The following is a 16,915-nucleotide window of genomic DNA, read 5'->3' on the forward strand; positions in this document are numbered from 1 at the left end:
TGATTTATTTATTGTTGTTCTTGACTTTCGTTTGTTTCATTTTCAATTTCCGTGCCATCTTCTTCTTCGTCTTTTTCATGCATAACTTTTGCTACTGCAGCAATATCATCATTATCTTTAATATTGATTAACTTAACCCCTTGAGTTGCTCTACCCATAACACGTAAATCTTCTACTGCCATCCTTATAGTTAACCCAGATTTATTGATAATCATTAAGTCATTAGAGTCATCAACATTCTTGATAGCGACTAAATTACCAGTTTTTTCTGATATATTCAATGTTTTAACTCCTTTACCTCCACGGTTCGTTATACGGTAATCTTCTAAATTAGAACGTTTTCCATATCCTTTTTCTGAAACTACTAAGATATTACTTTCCATATCATTTACAGCAACCATACCAATTACCTCATCATTATCATGTGACAATGTAATACCACGAACTCCTGAAGCTGTTCTTCCCATAGGACGTGTTTTAGCTTCTTCGAAACGAATTGCCTTTCCAGATTTAAGTGCTAACATTACTTGGCTATCTCCAGTAGTTAACTTCGCTTCTAATAACTCATCTCCTTCTTTGATAGTAATTGCATTGATACCATTAGCTCTTGGACGAGAATATTGCTCTAGAGGTGTTTTCTTAACCTGACCACGTTTGGTAGCCATAATAACGTAATGATTGTTGATGTAATCTTCATCTTTTAAATCACCTGTTACCAAGAATGCTTTTACCTTATCGTCTTGCTCAATATTTATTAAGTTTTGAATAGCTCTACCTTTCGTATTCTTTCCTCCTTCTGGAACTTCGTACACACGCATCCAGAATACTTTTCCTTTTTGAGTAAAGAACAACATATATTGGTGGTTGGTACCTACAAATAAGTGTTCTAAGAAATCTTCATTACGAGTAGTTGCTCCTTTTTGTCCACGCCCTCCTCTATTCTGAACTTTATATTCATCTAAGTTTGTACGCTTCACATAACCAGCATGCGAAATAGTTACTACTACTTTAGAGTTAGGAATCATGTCTTCGATTCTCATATCTCCTCCCGCATATTCAATTACTGAACGACGATCGTCACCATACTTTTCTTTGATGTGTAATAATTCATCTTTAATAATTTGGTAACGTCTTGGTTCATTAGCTAGAATATCTTTTAAATCTGCAATTGTTTTGATGATTTCATCATATTCTGCACGTAATTTATCTTGTTCTAGTCCTGTTAACTGACGTAAACGCATTTCAACAATAGCACGCGCTTGGATTTCTGTTAATTCAAAACGTTCAATTAACTTCTCACGAGCTTCATCAGCATTAGAAGAACCTCTAATAATAGCAATTACTTCATCAATATTATCCGAAGCAATGATTAATCCTTCTAAAATATGAGCACGAGCTTCAGCTTTCTTTAATTCAAATTCTGTTCTACGAACAATTACTTCATGTCTATGCTCTACAAAGTAGTGAATTAATTCTTTTAAATTTAATTGCTCTGGGCGACCATTAACTAAAGCAATATTGTTTACGCTAAAAGAAGTTTGTAACTGTGTATACTTAAATAGCTTATTTAAAACAATGTTAGGAATTGCGTCACGTTTTAAAACATAAACAATACGCATTCCTTTACGGTCAGATTCATCACGAATACTTGCAATACCTTCTAACTTCTTATCATTAACCAAGTCTGCAGTTTTCTTAATCATTTCTGCTTTATTCACTTGGTAAGGAATCTCAGTTACGACGATACACTCACGTCCTTTTACCTCTTCAATAGTAGCTTTAGCACGCATTACAATACGTCCTCGACCAGTATGAAAAGCATCTCTTACGCCGTCATATCCATAAATAATTCCACCTGTAGGAAAATCAGGCGCTTTGATGTGTTGCATTAACTCATCAATCTCAATATCTCTATTATCAATATAGGCAATAGTACCATTAATAACTTCAGTTAAGTTATGCGGCGCCATGTTTGTTGCCATACCTACTGCAATACCTGATGCTCCATTAACTAATAAGTTAGGAATACGTGTTGGTAATACCGTAGGTTCTTGTAACGTATCATCAAAGTTTAACTTGTGATCAACAGTATCTTTTTCAATATCAGACAACATTTCTTCTGATATTTTCTGCATACGTACCTCGGTATAACGCATTGCTGCAGGGCTATCACCATCAACCGAACCAAAGTTCCCTTGCCCATCAACCATCATATAACGCACACTCCAGTCTTGTGCCATACGTACCATTGAGTCGTATACAGAAGTATCTCCGTGTGGGTGATACTTACCTAATACTTCCCCTACAACTCTTGCAGATTTTTTATATGCTCCTGTAGATTTAATTCCTAATTCATGCATACCAAACAACACTCTTCTATGCACTGGTTTCAAACCATCTCTTACATCTGGTAATGCTCTCGATACTATCACCGACATAGAATAGTCGATGTATGCTGACTTCATTTGCTCTTCAATGTTGATAGGTATCAACTTTTCGCCATCTGCCATATATTTTCTTTTAAAATATTAGTATTTATTTTCGTCAAAAAAGTGAATTTTACACTCGATAAAACTCACTTTTGAAATGCTTTCTAGTTCTCTGCATTTTCTAAAACATTGCAAGATACTATAACCCTCAGTTTTACACAAAAAATATATAGACTGTTTTACGGTTATTTATTAACAATTTTATAAGGTTATTAAACATTAAAACACCTTATTTTACTCGTCAGAATGTCAGTTGAAAACTATTGGCACCTTTTTTGTAATTTTTAAGAAAAAAACTTACTAACTTTACAGAGATAGAAAATAAATATATGGACGATAATTTTTCACCACAGGTTAGAGATGTGATTACTTTCAGTAAAGAGGAAGCCTTACGACTAGGACATGACTTTATTGGAACAGAGCATCTTTTGTTAGGTTTGATTAGGAAAGGTGACGGAAAAGCCATTGAAATATTAACAACTTTTGATGTTGATTTAGATTTAGTACGTAATAAACTAGAAAAACTAAATCCTACAACCCCATCTTTTTCAAGCCCTCAAAGGAAGAGTTTACATCTTACCAGACAAGCAGAAAAAGCTATAAAAACAACGTTTTTAGAAGCTAAATTATATCAAAGTAACGCTATAGACACTGCACATTTATTACTGTGTATCTTACGTAACGAGAACGATCCTACCACTAAACTACTTCAAAAGTATGATGTAGATTATGAGCAGGCTAAAAACTTGTATAAAGAACTACACGTAGATGACGACACGTTTATTTCACCAATTGGAGAAACTCCTTCAGATGATGAGTTTGCTGACGAAAAGTCAAATCCTTATGGACAACAATCGCAAAAAGGAAAGCAAGTTAAAAAGTCTAAAACTCCTGTTTTAGACAACTTTGGACGTGATTTAACAGCCTTAGCAGTTGCAGGAAAATTAGACCCTGTTGTAGGTCGTTTAAAAGAAATTGAACGTGTTTCTCAGATTTTGAGTAGACGAAAAAAGAACAATCCAATGCTTATTGGTGAGCCAGGTGTTGGTAAATCTGCTATCGCAGAAGGATTAGCTTTACGTATTGTAGACAGAAAAGTATCTCGAATTCTATTCGATAAGCGCATTGTTTCTCTTGACTTAGCTAGCTTAGTTGCTGGCACAAAATATAGAGGTCAGTTTGAAGAACGTATGAAAGCGTTGATGAATGAACTAGAAAAGAATGATGATATCATTTTATTCATTGATGAAATTCATACAATTGTTGGTGCTGGAGGAGCTACAGGTTCTTTAGATGCTTCTAACATGTTAAAACCTGCTTTAGCAAGAGGAGAAATTCAATGTATTGGTGCAACTACTTTAGATGAATACAGAACCAACATTGAAAAAGACGGTGCATTAGAGCGTCGTTTTCAAAAAGTAATTGTAGATCCTACCACAGTTGAAGAAACTATACAAATTTTACACAATATTAAAGGTAAATATGAATCGCATCATCATGTTACTTTTACAGATGAAGCTATTGAAGCTTGTGTAAAATTAACCAATCGTTATATGACTGATCGCTTTTTACCAGACAAAGCTATTGATGCTTTAGATGAAGCTGGATCAAGAATTCATATTACAAATATTGTAGTTCCGCAACAAATTTTAGAATTAGAGGCGAAACTAGAAGAAATTAGAGGACGTAAAACTAAAGCGGTAAGCGGACAAAAGTATGAAGAGGCTGCAAAGCTTCGTGATGACGAAAAGAATATAGAAACAGCCTTAGAGTCTGCACAACACCAATGGGAAGAAGACTCTAAACTACATCGTGAAACCGTTACTGAAGATAATGTTGCTGAAGTGGTATCAATGATGACAGGAATTCCTGTAAATCGTGTTGCCGAAGCAGAAAGTAGCCGTTTAGCAGAATTACCTCAATTAATAAAAGGTAAAGTAATTGGTCAAGATGAAGCCGTTACCAAAGTAGTAAAAGCTATACAACGTAACCGTGTTGGGTTAAAAGATCCTAACAAACCAATTGGCTCTTTTATCTTCTTAGGTTCAACTGGTGTTGGTAAAACACAGTTAGCTAAAGTATTAGCACGTGAATTGTTTGACTCTGACGATTCTTTAATTAGAATTGACATGAGTGAATACATGGAGAAGTTTGCTATTTCTCGTTTAATTGGTGCACCTCCAGGATATGTTGGTTATGAAGAAGGTGGACAATTAACTGAAAAAGTACGTCGTAAACCTTATTCTGTAATCTTGTTAGATGAGATTGAAAAAGCACATCCTGATGTATTTAACATGTTATTACAAGTGTTAGATGATGGACACATAACTGATAGTTTAGGTCGTAAAATAGATTTTAGAAACACCATTATTATTATGACTTCAAACATTGGAGTTCGTAAACTTAAAGATTTTGGTGGTGGTGTTGGTTTTGGAACTGCTTCTAAAAAAGAGCAGGAAGATGCACATGCTAAAAGTATTATTGAAGGTGCTTTAAAGAAATCGTTTGCTCCTGAATTCTTAAACCGTATTGACGATGTTGTAATCTTTAACTCATTAGAGCGTGAAGACATTCATAAGATTATTGATATTGAATTAGACAAATTACTAAGACGTATTGATGATTTAGGTTACAAACTTACGTTAAGTGATAAAGCCAAAGACTATATTGCCGATAAAGGTTTTGATAAACAATATGGAGCTCGCCCATTAAAAAGAGCTATTCAGAAATACATTGAAGATGCATTAGCTGAAGAAATTGTAAACTCAAAACTTGATGAAGGTGATGCTATCTTTATGGATTTAGATGAGAAAGACAAAAAACTCATCATAAAAATAGAAAAAGGTGAAAAACCCAAAGAGTCTAGAACAGAAATAGACGAAGACAATTAAAAAATAAAAATCCCAAGTGTTACTTACTTGGGATTTTTTTTACCCTCATAATTTTACCCCTGCTCATAAACTAGTTTCATTTATCCCTAATAATTGAACTTAATAAAACTAAAAAGATTAATTATTAACTACAACAACTAAACTATGAACTCAACAAATGAAAACCAAATTACCCCTTCAAGAATCATGGAAGTAGGCATGGGTTTTTGGGCTTCAAAAACCTTACTTACTGCAGTTAAAATGGGGTTATTCACGCATTTAGCTAATGAAGGATTAACAGGAAAAGAAATTCAAGACAAACTCAAACTTCATGATAGATCTCTTTTCGACTTTCTTGACACATTAGTTGCTTTAGGTTTCTTAGAGCGTTCTGGATTAAAAGAAAGTGCTATATATAGTAATTCTGAAGACACCAACTTATTCTTAGATAAAAACAAACCAAGTTATATGGGAGGCATATTGGAAATGTCTAACAACAGATTGTACCCTTTTTGGAACAATTTAGAAGAAGCTTTAATAACTGGAAAACCACAAAACGAGACAAAAAATGGTGGCAAGCCAATATTTGAAGCTATTTATGCAGATGAAAATAAGCTTCGAGAATTTATACACGGAATGTCAGGTGTTCAGGCTGGAAACTTCATAAAATTAGCTCGTGATATTGATTTTTCTAAATACAATACGCTATGTGATGTTGGTGGCTCTGGAGCAAACCTATCAATACAAATAGCTAAAAATAATCCACACATAAAATGTATTTCTTTTGACCTTCCTGCTGTTGAACCAATAGCTAAAGAAAATGTAACTCGTTTTGGTTTAAACGACAGAATAGAAATTCACTCAGGTGATTTCTTTACTAATGAATTACCAAAAGCAGACGTTATTACTATGGGAAACATTCTTCATGATTGGGGTACAAAAGATAAGTTAACACTTATAAAAAAAGCCTATAACGCCCTACCTAAAGAAGGATCTTTAATTATTATTGAAAATATAATTGATAATGAAAGAAATAAAAATGCTTTTGGTTTAATGATGTCGCTAAACATGATTATTGAAACTGATGAAGGTTACGATTTTACCCTTTCTGATTTTAATAACTGGGCAAAAGAAGCAGGTTTTAGTAATACTAGATTGATGCATTTAACTGGTCCTGCAAGTGCCATTATTGCTGTTAAATAATTCTAAAAACTCTCGTATGAAATAAACAAAGGCCATGAAATAAAAGTTCCAAGTAAATAACACTTGGGATTTTTTCATACTATACCTATCATTATATAAAGAGTAATAAATTTCCCCTCTTCTTTCTAGTATTAAAATTTGTACTTTTAACTGATAATTAAAACACATTATTACCAACAAGCTATAATTATGAATAAATACTGTATTCTTTTCATTACTCTCTTTATCCTTTCATGTGCTGGTAATAAATCTTCAGAAAAAACATTCAAAACAAATACAAGCAATACCTCTATTGTTATTTTAGGAACTATTCAAGATGCAGGCTCTCCACAAATTGCATGTAAAAAAGAATGTTGCACTAACCTTTTTAAGAATCCTGATAAAAAAAGACAGGTAACTTCATTAGGAATAATTGACAAACAACATCAAAAAACCTACTTATTTGAAGCAACTCCAGATATTACGTCACAAATGAAAACACTTACCAAACTAGAAGATAGTGCTGACAAAGAAATTGCAGATGGAATCTTTTTAACACATGCTCACATAGGGCACTATACTGGTTTAATGTATTTAGGTAAAGAAGCTATGGATGCTGACAACACACCTGTATATACTATGCCTAGAATGAAAGAGTTCTTATCTAAAAATGGTCCTTGGGATCAATTGATTACTCGAAAAAACATAGAGCTTCATCCAATAGAAAATGAAAAACCAATTGAGCTATCCAAAAACATTAAGGTTACTCCACTTATTGTCCCTCATAGAGACGAATACTCTGAAACCGTAGGCTACCGAATAACGGGCCCTAATAAAAGTGCTTTGTTTATTCCTGATATTGACAAGTGGGAAAAATGGGACAAAAACATTATTGATGAAATTAAAAAAGTAAACTATGCTTTTTTAGATGCTACTTTTTATAGTGGAAAAGAAATAAATAGTAGAGATATTAGCCAGATACCACACCCTTTTATTGTTGAAAGTTTAGATAAGTTTAAAGACTTAAGTAAACAAGAAAAGAACAAAATTATCTTTATTCACTTCAACCATACAAACCCTGTAATAAACTCTACTAGTGAAGAAAGTAAATTTGTAACATCACAAGGATATAGAATTGCAGAAATTGAAACTGTTTTTGATTTATAGCAATCACTTCTTTTTATCTTTGTAAACCTAACATCTATAATTAAAAACACTATGACGCTCACTATCAAAAACATGGTTTGCAATCGCTGTATCCTAGTCATTCAAAATGAATTAGACAAGCTAGGTGTGGGTGTAAAGAATATTAAATTAGGTGAAGTTACAGTTGAAAAAGAGCTTACTTCCGAAGAAAGAAAACACTTAAACAAAACCTTACTTAGCTTAGGGTTTGAGATTATTGACGATAAAAAAAGTCGCATTATTGAAAAGATTAAAAACCTAATCATCAACTTAGTGCATCATCAAGACAGTGAAACAAAAATCAATTTATCTGAATTATTAAGCAACGAACTACATCACGATTACAACTACCTATCTAACCTTTTTTCTGAAGTAGAAGGCACTACTATTGAGAAGTATTTTATTGCTCAAAAAATAGAAAAGGTAAAAGAGTTACTTGTTTACGATGAATTATCGTTGAGTGAAATTGCTTTCCGTTTACACTATTCAAGCGTAGCGTACTTAAGTAATCAGTTTAAAAAAGTAACAGGATTAACCCCGAGTCACTTCAAAAAAATCCGTAAAGACAAACGTACACCATTAGACGAGGTGTAAATCTTATAAATCAATTACAAAATTCCACAATAAATTTTCTTTAACTTATAGCCAACTTTGTAGTATACAAATTCATACAAGAAAAAATGGCAACAAATAATAAAGATATCATTTACCTACCCTTAGAAGGTGTAGAAAGTGAACACTGTGCTTTAATCGTTGAAAAAGGCTTAGCACATGTTGAAGGAATTGAAACCCATAAAGTAGAACTAAACAACCAAAGAGCTGCTATTACAGTTACCAACGAAGAAGTTCTTGAGAACGCCGTTACTGCTATAAAAGACCTTGGTTACGGTGTAACTACTGTAAAAAAAGTTTTTCCTGTATTGGGTATGACTTGCGCCTCTTGTGCAGGAAGTGCTGAAAGTATTGTTAGCTTTGAACCAGGGGTAGTAAATGCCTCAGTAAATTTTGCTAGCGGAAACTTAACGGTAGAATACCTTCCTAATATGACCAATGCTACAAAACTGCAAAAAGCAGTACAAGGTGCGGGTTATGATTTGTTAATTGAAGACGAAACCAAACAGCAAGAAACCCTAGAAGCAATTCACGAAAAGAAATTCAACCAATTAAAAACCAAAACCATTTGGTCGGTAATACTCTCGTTACCTGTGGTTGTTATTGGTATGTTTTTTATGAACATGCCTTATGCAAACCCTATTATGTGGGCCTTCTCTACCCCAGTTTTGCTATGGTTTGGTAAAGACTTTTTTATCAATGCATGGAAACAAGCCAAACATCGTTCTGCAAATATGGATACCCTAGTAGCCTTAAGTACGGGTATAGCTTATATATTTAGTGTATTTAACATGCTATTTCCTAAGTTTTGGGAATCTAGAGGACTAGAAGCACATGTATATTTTGAGTCTGCTTCAGTTATTATTGCATTTATTCTTTTAGGAAAGTTATTAGAAGAAAAAGCCAAAGGAAACACCTCATCTGCCATTAAGAAATTGATGGGTTTACAGCCTAAAACTGTGGTTGTGATACAACCTGACGGAACGGAAAAGCAAACTGCTATTGAAGAAGTGAACGTAGGTGATACTATTCTTGTAAAACCAGGAGAAAAAATTGCAGTAGATGGTATGGTTACTACAGGAAGCTCGTATGTAGATGAAAGTATGTTAAGTGGTGAACCTGTTCCGGTACTAAAAGAAGAAAATGAAAAAGTATTTGCAGGAACCATTAATCAGAAAGGAAGTTTTCAGTTTAAAGCTGTTAAAGTTGGAAAAGAAACCATGCTTGCTCAGATTATTAAAATGGTGCAAGATGCACAAGGTAGTAAAGCTCCTGTACAGAAATTGGTTGATAAAATTGCAGGTATTTTCGTACCTGTAGTAATGAGTATTGCTGTTATTACATTTATTATATGGTTTATTTTAGGTGGGGATAACGGAGTTGTTCAAGGATTATTAGCAGCCATCACCGTATTGGTTATTGCATGTCCTTGTGCTTTAGGTCTCGCTACCCCTACTGCTATTATGGTGGGTGTGGGTAAAGGTGCCGAAAACGGTATTTTAATTAAAGACGCTGAAAGCCTTGAATCTGCTAAAAAAGTAAACGCTATTATTTTAGATAAAACAGGAACCATTACCGAAGGAAAGCCAGAAGTTACTGGTATATCTTGGTTACAGAATAATGATACTGCCAAGAACATTCTTTTAAGTATTGAGAAAAAATCTGAACATCCATTAGCAGAAGCTGTTGTAAAGTTTTTAGGAGATACTACCACTACCCCACTAACAAATTTCGACAGTATTACTGGTAAAGGTGCTAAGGCTGATTATAATGGAGAAACCTTTTTTGTTGGTAATAAAAAACTATTAGCAGAAAACAACATTTCCATAGCTAACGAACTTTTAAAACAGGCGGAAGAATGGAGCAAACAGGCTAAAACAGTTATTTGGTTTGCTAATAATAAGGAAACACTTTCTGTACTTGCTATTTCGGATAAAATAAAAGAGACCTCAGTACAAGCTATTAAGGAGCTACAGGCTATGGATATTGAGTTATATATGCTTACGGGTGATAACGAAGCTACTGCAAAATCTATTGCTGAAGAAACAGGTATTCAACATTACAAAGCTGAAGTATTACCACAACACAAAGCCGATTTTGTAAAAGAATTACAACAACAAGGAAAAACTGTTGCTATGGTGGGTGATGGTATTAACGACAGTACTGCCTTAGCTACTGCTGATGTGAGTATTGCCATGGGAAAAGGTAGTGATATTGCGATGGATGTTGCTAAAATGACCATTATATCATCTGACCTGAGTAAAATACCACAAGCTATAAAACTATCAAAACAAACGGTGGCTACCATTAAACAAAACCTATTTTGGGCATTTATTTATAACCTTATTGGTATTCCTATTGCAGCTGGTATTTTATACCCATTTAATGGTTTTTTACTAAACCCTATGATTGCTGGTGCGGCTATGGCTATGAGTAGTGTTAGTGTGATTACCAATAGCTTACGATTAAAATGGAAAAAAATAACAAGTGTTTTGGCACTAGCAAGTGTCAAAACATTTTAAACCTCACTTAGTAAGTAAATCTGTAAATCTCACAAATCAATCTTTAAATTGTACAACAAAAAATAACGGTGTTGTGCTGAAATTTGTAGTATTCAATAACAAGTAAATTTTTAATATAATGGAAAGCAATAAAGAACTAAAATTTAAAACTAACCTTAACTGCGGAGGTTGTGTATCAAAAGTACAAGCTGATTTAGACAATGCTGAGGGCATTTGCCATTGGAATGTAGATACTAACTTTGATGACAAAATTCTTACCGTAAGTTCTAAAGGAATTACTGCGGATGAAGTAATTGCTATTGTAAAAAGTAAAGGTTTTAAAGCAGAGCCTTTAGTATAAAAACAATTACGCGACTCTCACTTACAATACAAATTGAAACAAGCGAGAACACCTGTGCTTTTGTTAGCTGTTAAGTTAACTACTTATAAAACTTTACACTTAAATACACTCCTCTTTGGGGTGTATTTGTTTTTTAAAAAGACTTCTTTATACACCACGGCACCTAACAAACATTTTTCTACACAATACGAATATTTTACCTTTTTACTTGTTTGGTGTTGCTCCCCTTAGGCAGTGAATGACACTCCCCTTAGGCGGTGAGCATCGTTCCCCTTACCGAGGGAGTGTCACTCCCCTTAGGCAAGGAGTGTCGACCCGATTAGGCTTGGGGTGTCGACCCGATTAGGCTTGGGGTGTCGACCCGATTAGGCTTGGGGTGTCGACCCGATTAGGCTTGGGGTGTCGACCCGATAAAAAAGTTACACTTTTTTATCTTACTTTTTTTATATTTGAGAGTGTTAATAAAATTGCTATATCTTCCACTTATTCTACTGTGTAAAGTGCATATTAGTAATTTTATTACATATATAAACTAGTTGGCAAAAATAAAATCAGAACACTCAATTAAAGAATTAAATGAATTGCATTTCCTGTAATTTTGAACACAATGAAAAATATTGTCCGAATTGTGGTGAAAAAAATGGAACTAAAAAAATAACTTTAAGTTCAATAGTTGAAGATTCATTTTCATCTATTACAAATATGGATAAAGGCCTTTTATTTAATATAAAAGCACTATTGCTACATCCAAGAAAAATTACAATTGACTATGTTTTAGGAAAAAGAAAAGGGATTCTTAACCCTATTTCGTTTCTAATTCTTGCTATTACCATATATATAATTGTAATAACCTTTTTTAAGGTACCAAAAGAATTAGTCGAAGAAAATAGTATTACAAAATCTAAACTTAAAGAGACAGGTAATTACGTTGGACTTTTCATTAGAACTTACTTGAAGTATTTTTGGGTATTGTGCATAATTCCACTAGGAATATCATTAAAACTATTTTTTAGAAAATATAATTTAATAGAACATCTAGCTATAAGTTCATTTATAATTGGACAAGCTACTTTAATAGGAATTTTAAGCTACTTAATTTTCAGATTTCCATTAATTTTAGATCCAGTAGTTTATCTAGTCATTCTATGGTTAGTTTATAGAATATTTAAAAATAATAACGATAGAATTGAAGCAATTCTAATATCAATAACCGTTTTAATATTATTCATAATTCAATTAATTATAATTATTGGAATAATCGGAGGAATAAAATACTTTTTCTAACAATGGCTATAATTCTATGAAAAACAACTCCACAATATCATCCAACAAATTCTTTCTTGGAGAAGGAGAAGATGGAATTTATTCTAACATAACGATTGAGATAAAAAAATCAGAACAAGCAACTATAAATCGTGGAGCTAATATTCAATTACAAGATGAAGAGATTTTAAGAGCAATTGAAAAAGAATTTAAAACGAATTGGATTGAGAGATATAAAAAGGATGAAATTTATCTGGAAATTATAATTCTAAATGTTGGAATCGATCCGACCGGACGAAAGTATAAAGTGGATAATTCTGTTGGAGGAGTGATGCATGATGCACTGCCAAAAATTGGTATTCAACCGCCTCAGATATTTGGATTGTAAAACACAAAAAAAGTAGCTAACAAAACCTAAACTGCATTAAAACACAGTTTATCTAAACCGCTCTACACAATTTAACAAATGAAAAAACTTACAATAATTTTAATTCTAGCTTTTACTGTATTTGTTTCCTGTAGGCAGAGTAAACAAGAAAAACAACAAGTAACTCTTGAAAAGTCTGAGTTTACTGAACTTATAAAAGAAGATTACGAACTTTATAAGCCAACAAAAGAAATTAAAGCGGTTTTAATTCTGTTTGGAGGTTACCCAGAAGTTGCTAAAGACATTAAAAGAGAGTTTAAAATTCTTGATATTGCTAGAAAAAATAATATTGCAGTTATACTTTCTAATCTTAATCAGAAATTATGGCTTGAAGAAAACGAAAAACAACAACTTGCCAAAAGCTTACAGAATATAATTACAGAAAACCAATTGCCAACTGACAATATCTTTATTGGAGGCTTTTCTAGCGGTGGAGTTGTTAGTCTTTTAATAAGCAATTATATTGTTGGGAAGAAACAGTTCTATATCGATCCAAAAGGGGTATTTATAGTAGATTCCCCAATAGACTTAGTTGCTCTATATGAATCTTCAGAAAAAAGTATAGAACGAAACTTTTCAGAGCCTGCAATTCTAGAAAGTACTTGGCTATTAGAAACATTAGGTAATAACTTTGGCAACCCTAAAGATAGTATTAAAAAATACGAGGAAAAAGCTGTATTTACCTCTAGTACAGACAATATTTCTAACATAAAGAAACTAAAAAACACTAAGATTAGACTTTATACCGAACCTGATACTCTATGGTGGAAAAAGAATAGAATGGCTGATTATGACCAAATGAATGCTTTCTATATCAAAAAATTATATGAGAGTTTAAAAACTAAAGGTTTTAATAATGTTGAGTATATACCAACAACTAACAAAGGATATAGAGCAAATGGTGAACGACACCCTCATAGTTGGGCTATTGTAGACAAAAAAGACCTAATAAACTGGATATTAACAAAATAAACACTGGATACAACTATAATTATAGAGATAACTTTTCCTGTTTTGTTTCAATCATCTCTATACTTCTTTAAGAATAGTTATTTGTTATATCTCTAATAAATAAGGTTTTACCTTACTTTTCTTATGTTTTTTTCCACTTCTTAATTTTGATTTATTTATAAGTTTGATAAATTTTAAAACAACTTAAATTATGTTAACAAACATTTCAAACTTAGGTACTGTCCTAAACAAGTCTGAACAGAAATCTATTAACGGAAAAGGTGATGATTGTTACTCTACAGGTGGTCATGACTGTGAACCATTTAATAATCCAAACTATTTCAACTGTTTAAGAACATGTGCTGGGTCTTGTTCAGGAAGCGGTCAGTGTTTTACAATGATTAAGTAAAAAATAAGCGAACTTCGGTTCGCTTTTCTATTTCTCCAAATCCTATGATTACTTCTTTAACTCTAATTATTTGTTAAATTTAGTTAAGTAAGGAATTACCTTACTTTTATTACGGCTTATTTTATTTCTCCATTTTATTTTATTACTAAGTTTAGAAAATTTTAAAACTCAAAATTATGTTAAAGAACATTTCAAACTTAGGTTCTGTTTTAAACAAAAACGAACAACAATCTATTAATGGTAAAGGAGAAACATCTTGTCCTTCAGGATATTGCTTAAATTGGAGTGGAGGTTGCACACATTTGGCTAGCGCTATCTTTGATGATTGCGTTCATTAATATTATTTGTCCTCGTCCACCGAGGACTTTTTTATTATATAACTATTATTCATAAAAACATAGTAAGTTCTTTTCAACAATAACTAATTGTTAAATTTAGTTAAGTAAGGAATTGCCTTACTTTTATTACGGTTTTAAAGATTCTTTCATTTTTATTTATACCTAGTTTTGATAAAATTTTAAATTAAAAATTATGTTAAAGAACATTTCAAACTTAGGTTCTGTTTTAAATAAACAAGAACAACAATCTATTAACGGAGGAACAACTGAATGTCGTTTCCTACCTCACCCTTGTGATGATCATCATGAATTTGATGAAAACTGTAGGTGTGTTCCCAAAACAATGTAATTAAATTTATCAGCGAACTTCGGTTCGCTATTTTCTTTTTAAAACTATTCTTGTTTTAAATACAACTAAGCTTAGTATTCAACTAAATATAAAACAGTCATCTTAACTTGATAAAATGACTGTTTTTTGTTAACCCTAATTAATACTAACTAGTACAACACAAAATCAATATTATCAATATCTGCCCCTCTAAAAGCTCCAGTAATACTACCTTCTAATTTTTGAGGCAAAATTACTTTTCTTAACTTCTTACTATCTTTAAAAGAATCACTCCCTAGGGTTGTTATGTGTTCTGGAATTGTAAGTTCTTCAAAATTATTTTCTGCAAAACAATCGTTATACAATGTAGTTACTGACTCTGGTAAATCTATACTTGTAAGCGCATTTCCTACAAAACAAAACATATGAATCGTTGTAATTGGTGCTTCAATAACTAGTTTTTCAATTTTATTTCTTCCAAAAGCCCCTCCTCTAATTTCTGTTACTTTTGAAGGAATTACCAACTCTTTAATTTCATTTTCATAAAAAGCATCTTCATCTATATACTCTAGAAACTTTGGTAAAACCACCGCTTTGAGCCCTTTGTTATCAAAAGCTTCCCTTAGTATATATTTTACAGGTTTATCGTTAATATTATCGGGGATCACAATATCAGTAGACTTTCCTGTATAATCTAAAATTGCAATACCTCCGTTAAGTTCTCTAAAAGAATAATCCTCATTTTTTAAAATAGCAACTTGTTCTTCCATTTTTATTTGATATGATGTTTTATTATTAATTACAAGTATCAAATGTATACGGTAGGTAATAGCCTATAAAAAGTAGTTTGTTTTCGTAGCATTTGTTTTTATATTCGTAATTATACTGGCTAACCCTGTTTACTGATCAGATATACAAAATTGCGATAATTAGATTTTTTAAAATTTTTAATCAAATTGCTACTATTCTGAAAACAACTCATAAAAATATTGCATGAAAATAATACTAACAAAATTTACAGAATCTGACTTTACCGATTATTTCAAACTCGTAAATAATGAAAAAGTCATGGAAATGATTACCGAAAGAGCTATTGAATTAGAGGAAGCTAAAAAAGACTTTGAAAAATTAATAAAAAACAACAGGCTTACATCAAGTTTCGGTAACTTCAAAATTATTGATGAAAATACAAATGAGTTTTTAGGATTAGCTAAACTAAAAATAACAGAGGTTAACACTACTGAAGCTGAACTAGGATATATGCTTTTGCCTGAACACTGGGGAAAAGGAATTGCTAGTACTGTTGGAAGAAGGTTAATTGAAATAGGTAAAAAACAAAACTCTTTAAAAAGAATTTTTGCAATAATAGACCCTAAAAATATTCCCTCAAGAAAAGTTTTAACAAATAATGGATTCTACTCAAAAGAGTTTAAAGATTTTGACGGATTACCTGGAGAAATACTCGAATTAAATTTATAAATATGTTTTGCATATATAAATTCTAAAAGAATATTAATTCATTAATACTAAAAACTAACATTCAACTATTTTTTGAGCGAAGATTAAAACCTTACCTTTAGAAAGACTGTATACGTAATCTTAAATAAACCTAGAACTAATGAATAAAAGTGAAATAGCTAAAAAATACCTAGAACACCTAGAAAATGGAAATATAGAAAAGGTTATTAATCTGTTTAGCAATAACGGAATTGTTGAGTCTCCTATCTATGGAATTAAAAAAGCTGACAAATTTTATCGTGAATTAAATAATGACACTTCTAATTCTGAACTTTTCCTAAAAGGGATTTTTGAACAAAATGATTCTAACAATTTAGCTCTTTACTTCACCTATAAATGGACTTTAAAAAACAATGAAAAAGTAGAGTTTGATGTTGTTGATATTATTGAACTTGATTCTGAAAACAAAATAACCAAGCTAAAAATAATTTACGACACTGTTATTTCTAGAAAGTTAGTAAATGACTTAAATGAGTAAAGC

Annotated in this window: 16 protein-coding genes; 14 read left to right on the plus strand and 2 right to left on the minus strand. The window is 32.0% G+C overall.

Annotation, left to right across the window (positions count from 1 at the left end; genetic code table 11):
- Positions 1-8 precede the first annotated feature (8 nt).
- Entirely contained in the window at positions 9-2,510 is a 2,502-nt protein-coding gene (gyrA, locus tag LCI24_RS10070; RefSeq protein ID WP_274640270.1) for a DNA gyrase subunit A, read from the minus strand.
- Positions 2,511-2,818: 308 nt separating this feature from the next.
- Between gyrA and LCI24_RS10075 the strand changes: the two genes are divergently transcribed.
- From LCI24_RS10075 to LCI24_RS10130, 12 genes are all read left to right on the plus strand, one after another.
- Complete coding sequence (locus tag LCI24_RS10075) at positions 2,819-5,380, plus strand: ATP-dependent Clp protease ATP-binding subunit (RefSeq protein ID WP_274640271.1); 2,562 nt, start codon at positions 2,819-2,821, stop codon at positions 5,378-5,380.
- Between the two features lie 144 nt (positions 5,381-5,524).
- Positions 5,525-6,562: a methyltransferase gene (locus LCI24_RS10080; RefSeq protein ID WP_274640272.1), complete on the plus strand. Its 1,038-nt coding sequence runs from the start codon at positions 5,525-5,527 to the stop codon at positions 6,560-6,562.
- Between the two features lie 189 nt (positions 6,563-6,751).
- A complete protein-coding gene (locus LCI24_RS10085; protein ID WP_274640273.1) occupies positions 6,752-7,708 on the plus strand; it encodes an MBL fold metallo-hydrolase in 957 nt (318 codons plus the stop codon).
- Between the two features lie 51 nt (positions 7,709-7,759).
- The gene (locus LCI24_RS10090; protein WP_274640274.1) at positions 7,760-8,320 is read left to right on the plus strand and encodes a helix-turn-helix domain-containing protein; all 561 of its coding nucleotides are present in this window, start codon (positions 7,760-7,762) and stop codon (positions 8,318-8,320) included.
- 86 nt (positions 8,321-8,406) lie between these two features.
- A complete protein-coding gene (locus tag LCI24_RS10095; RefSeq protein ID WP_274640275.1) occupies positions 8,407-10,860 on the plus strand; it encodes a heavy metal translocating P-type ATPase in 2,454 nt (817 codons plus the stop codon).
- 118 nt (positions 10,861-10,978) lie between these two features.
- Entirely contained in the window at positions 10,979-11,200 is a 222-nt protein-coding gene (locus LCI24_RS10100) for a heavy-metal-associated domain-containing protein (protein WP_099214139.1), read from the plus strand.
- A 576-nt stretch (positions 11,201-11,776) separates the two neighbouring features.
- Positions 11,777-12,484, plus strand: coding sequence for a DUF3667 domain-containing protein (locus LCI24_RS10105; protein WP_121148434.1), 708 nt, complete (start codon positions 11,777-11,779; stop codon positions 12,482-12,484).
- A gap of 16 nt (positions 12,485-12,500) precedes the next feature.
- Complete coding sequence (locus LCI24_RS10110; RefSeq protein WP_121148432.1) at positions 12,501-12,851, plus strand: hypothetical protein; 351 nt, start codon at positions 12,501-12,503, stop codon at positions 12,849-12,851.
- A gap of 78 nt (positions 12,852-12,929) precedes the next feature.
- A complete protein-coding gene (locus LCI24_RS10115; RefSeq protein ID WP_274640276.1) occupies positions 12,930-13,862 on the plus strand; it encodes a hypothetical protein in 933 nt (310 codons plus the stop codon).
- A 190-nt stretch (positions 13,863-14,052) separates the two neighbouring features.
- Positions 14,053-14,250 (plus strand): hypothetical protein, encoded by a 198-nt coding sequence (locus LCI24_RS10120; protein ID WP_273695388.1) that lies wholly within the window; start codon positions 14,053-14,055, stop codon positions 14,248-14,250.
- Between the two features lie 176 nt (positions 14,251-14,426).
- A complete protein-coding gene (locus LCI24_RS10125) occupies positions 14,427-14,588 on the plus strand; it encodes a hypothetical protein (protein WP_274640277.1) in 162 nt (53 codons plus the stop codon).
- A gap of 193 nt (positions 14,589-14,781) precedes the next feature.
- Positions 14,782-14,937 (plus strand): hypothetical protein, encoded by a 156-nt coding sequence (locus LCI24_RS10130; RefSeq protein ID WP_274640278.1) that lies wholly within the window; start codon positions 14,782-14,784, stop codon positions 14,935-14,937.
- Positions 14,938-15,086: 149 nt separating this feature from the next.
- Here the strand turns inward: LCI24_RS10130 and LCI24_RS10135 are convergent, their stop codons facing one another.
- Complete coding sequence (locus LCI24_RS10135) at positions 15,087-15,686, minus strand: leucine-rich repeat domain-containing protein (RefSeq protein ID WP_274640279.1); 600 nt, start codon at positions 15,684-15,686, stop codon at positions 15,087-15,089.
- A 223-nt stretch (positions 15,687-15,909) separates the two neighbouring features.
- Here LCI24_RS10135 and LCI24_RS10140 point away from each other — a divergent pair, with 223 nt between their 5' ends.
- Positions 15,910-16,395 carry a GNAT family N-acetyltransferase gene (locus LCI24_RS10140; RefSeq protein WP_274640280.1) on the plus strand — a complete coding sequence of 162 codons (486 nt, stop codon included), beginning with the start codon at positions 15,910-15,912 and terminating at the stop codon, positions 16,393-16,395.
- A 139-nt stretch (positions 16,396-16,534) separates the two neighbouring features.
- Positions 16,535-16,912 carry a nuclear transport factor 2 family protein gene (locus LCI24_RS10145; RefSeq protein WP_274640281.1) on the plus strand — a complete coding sequence of 126 codons (378 nt, stop codon included), beginning with the start codon at positions 16,535-16,537 and terminating at the stop codon, positions 16,910-16,912.
- Positions 16,913-16,915 lie beyond the last annotated feature (3 nt).

The sequence above is a fragment of the Tenacibaculum larymnensis genome, assembly GCF_028829235.1.
In the GTDB taxonomy this organism is placed as follows: domain Bacteria; phylum Bacteroidota; class Bacteroidia; order Flavobacteriales; family Flavobacteriaceae; genus Polaribacter; species Polaribacter larymnensis.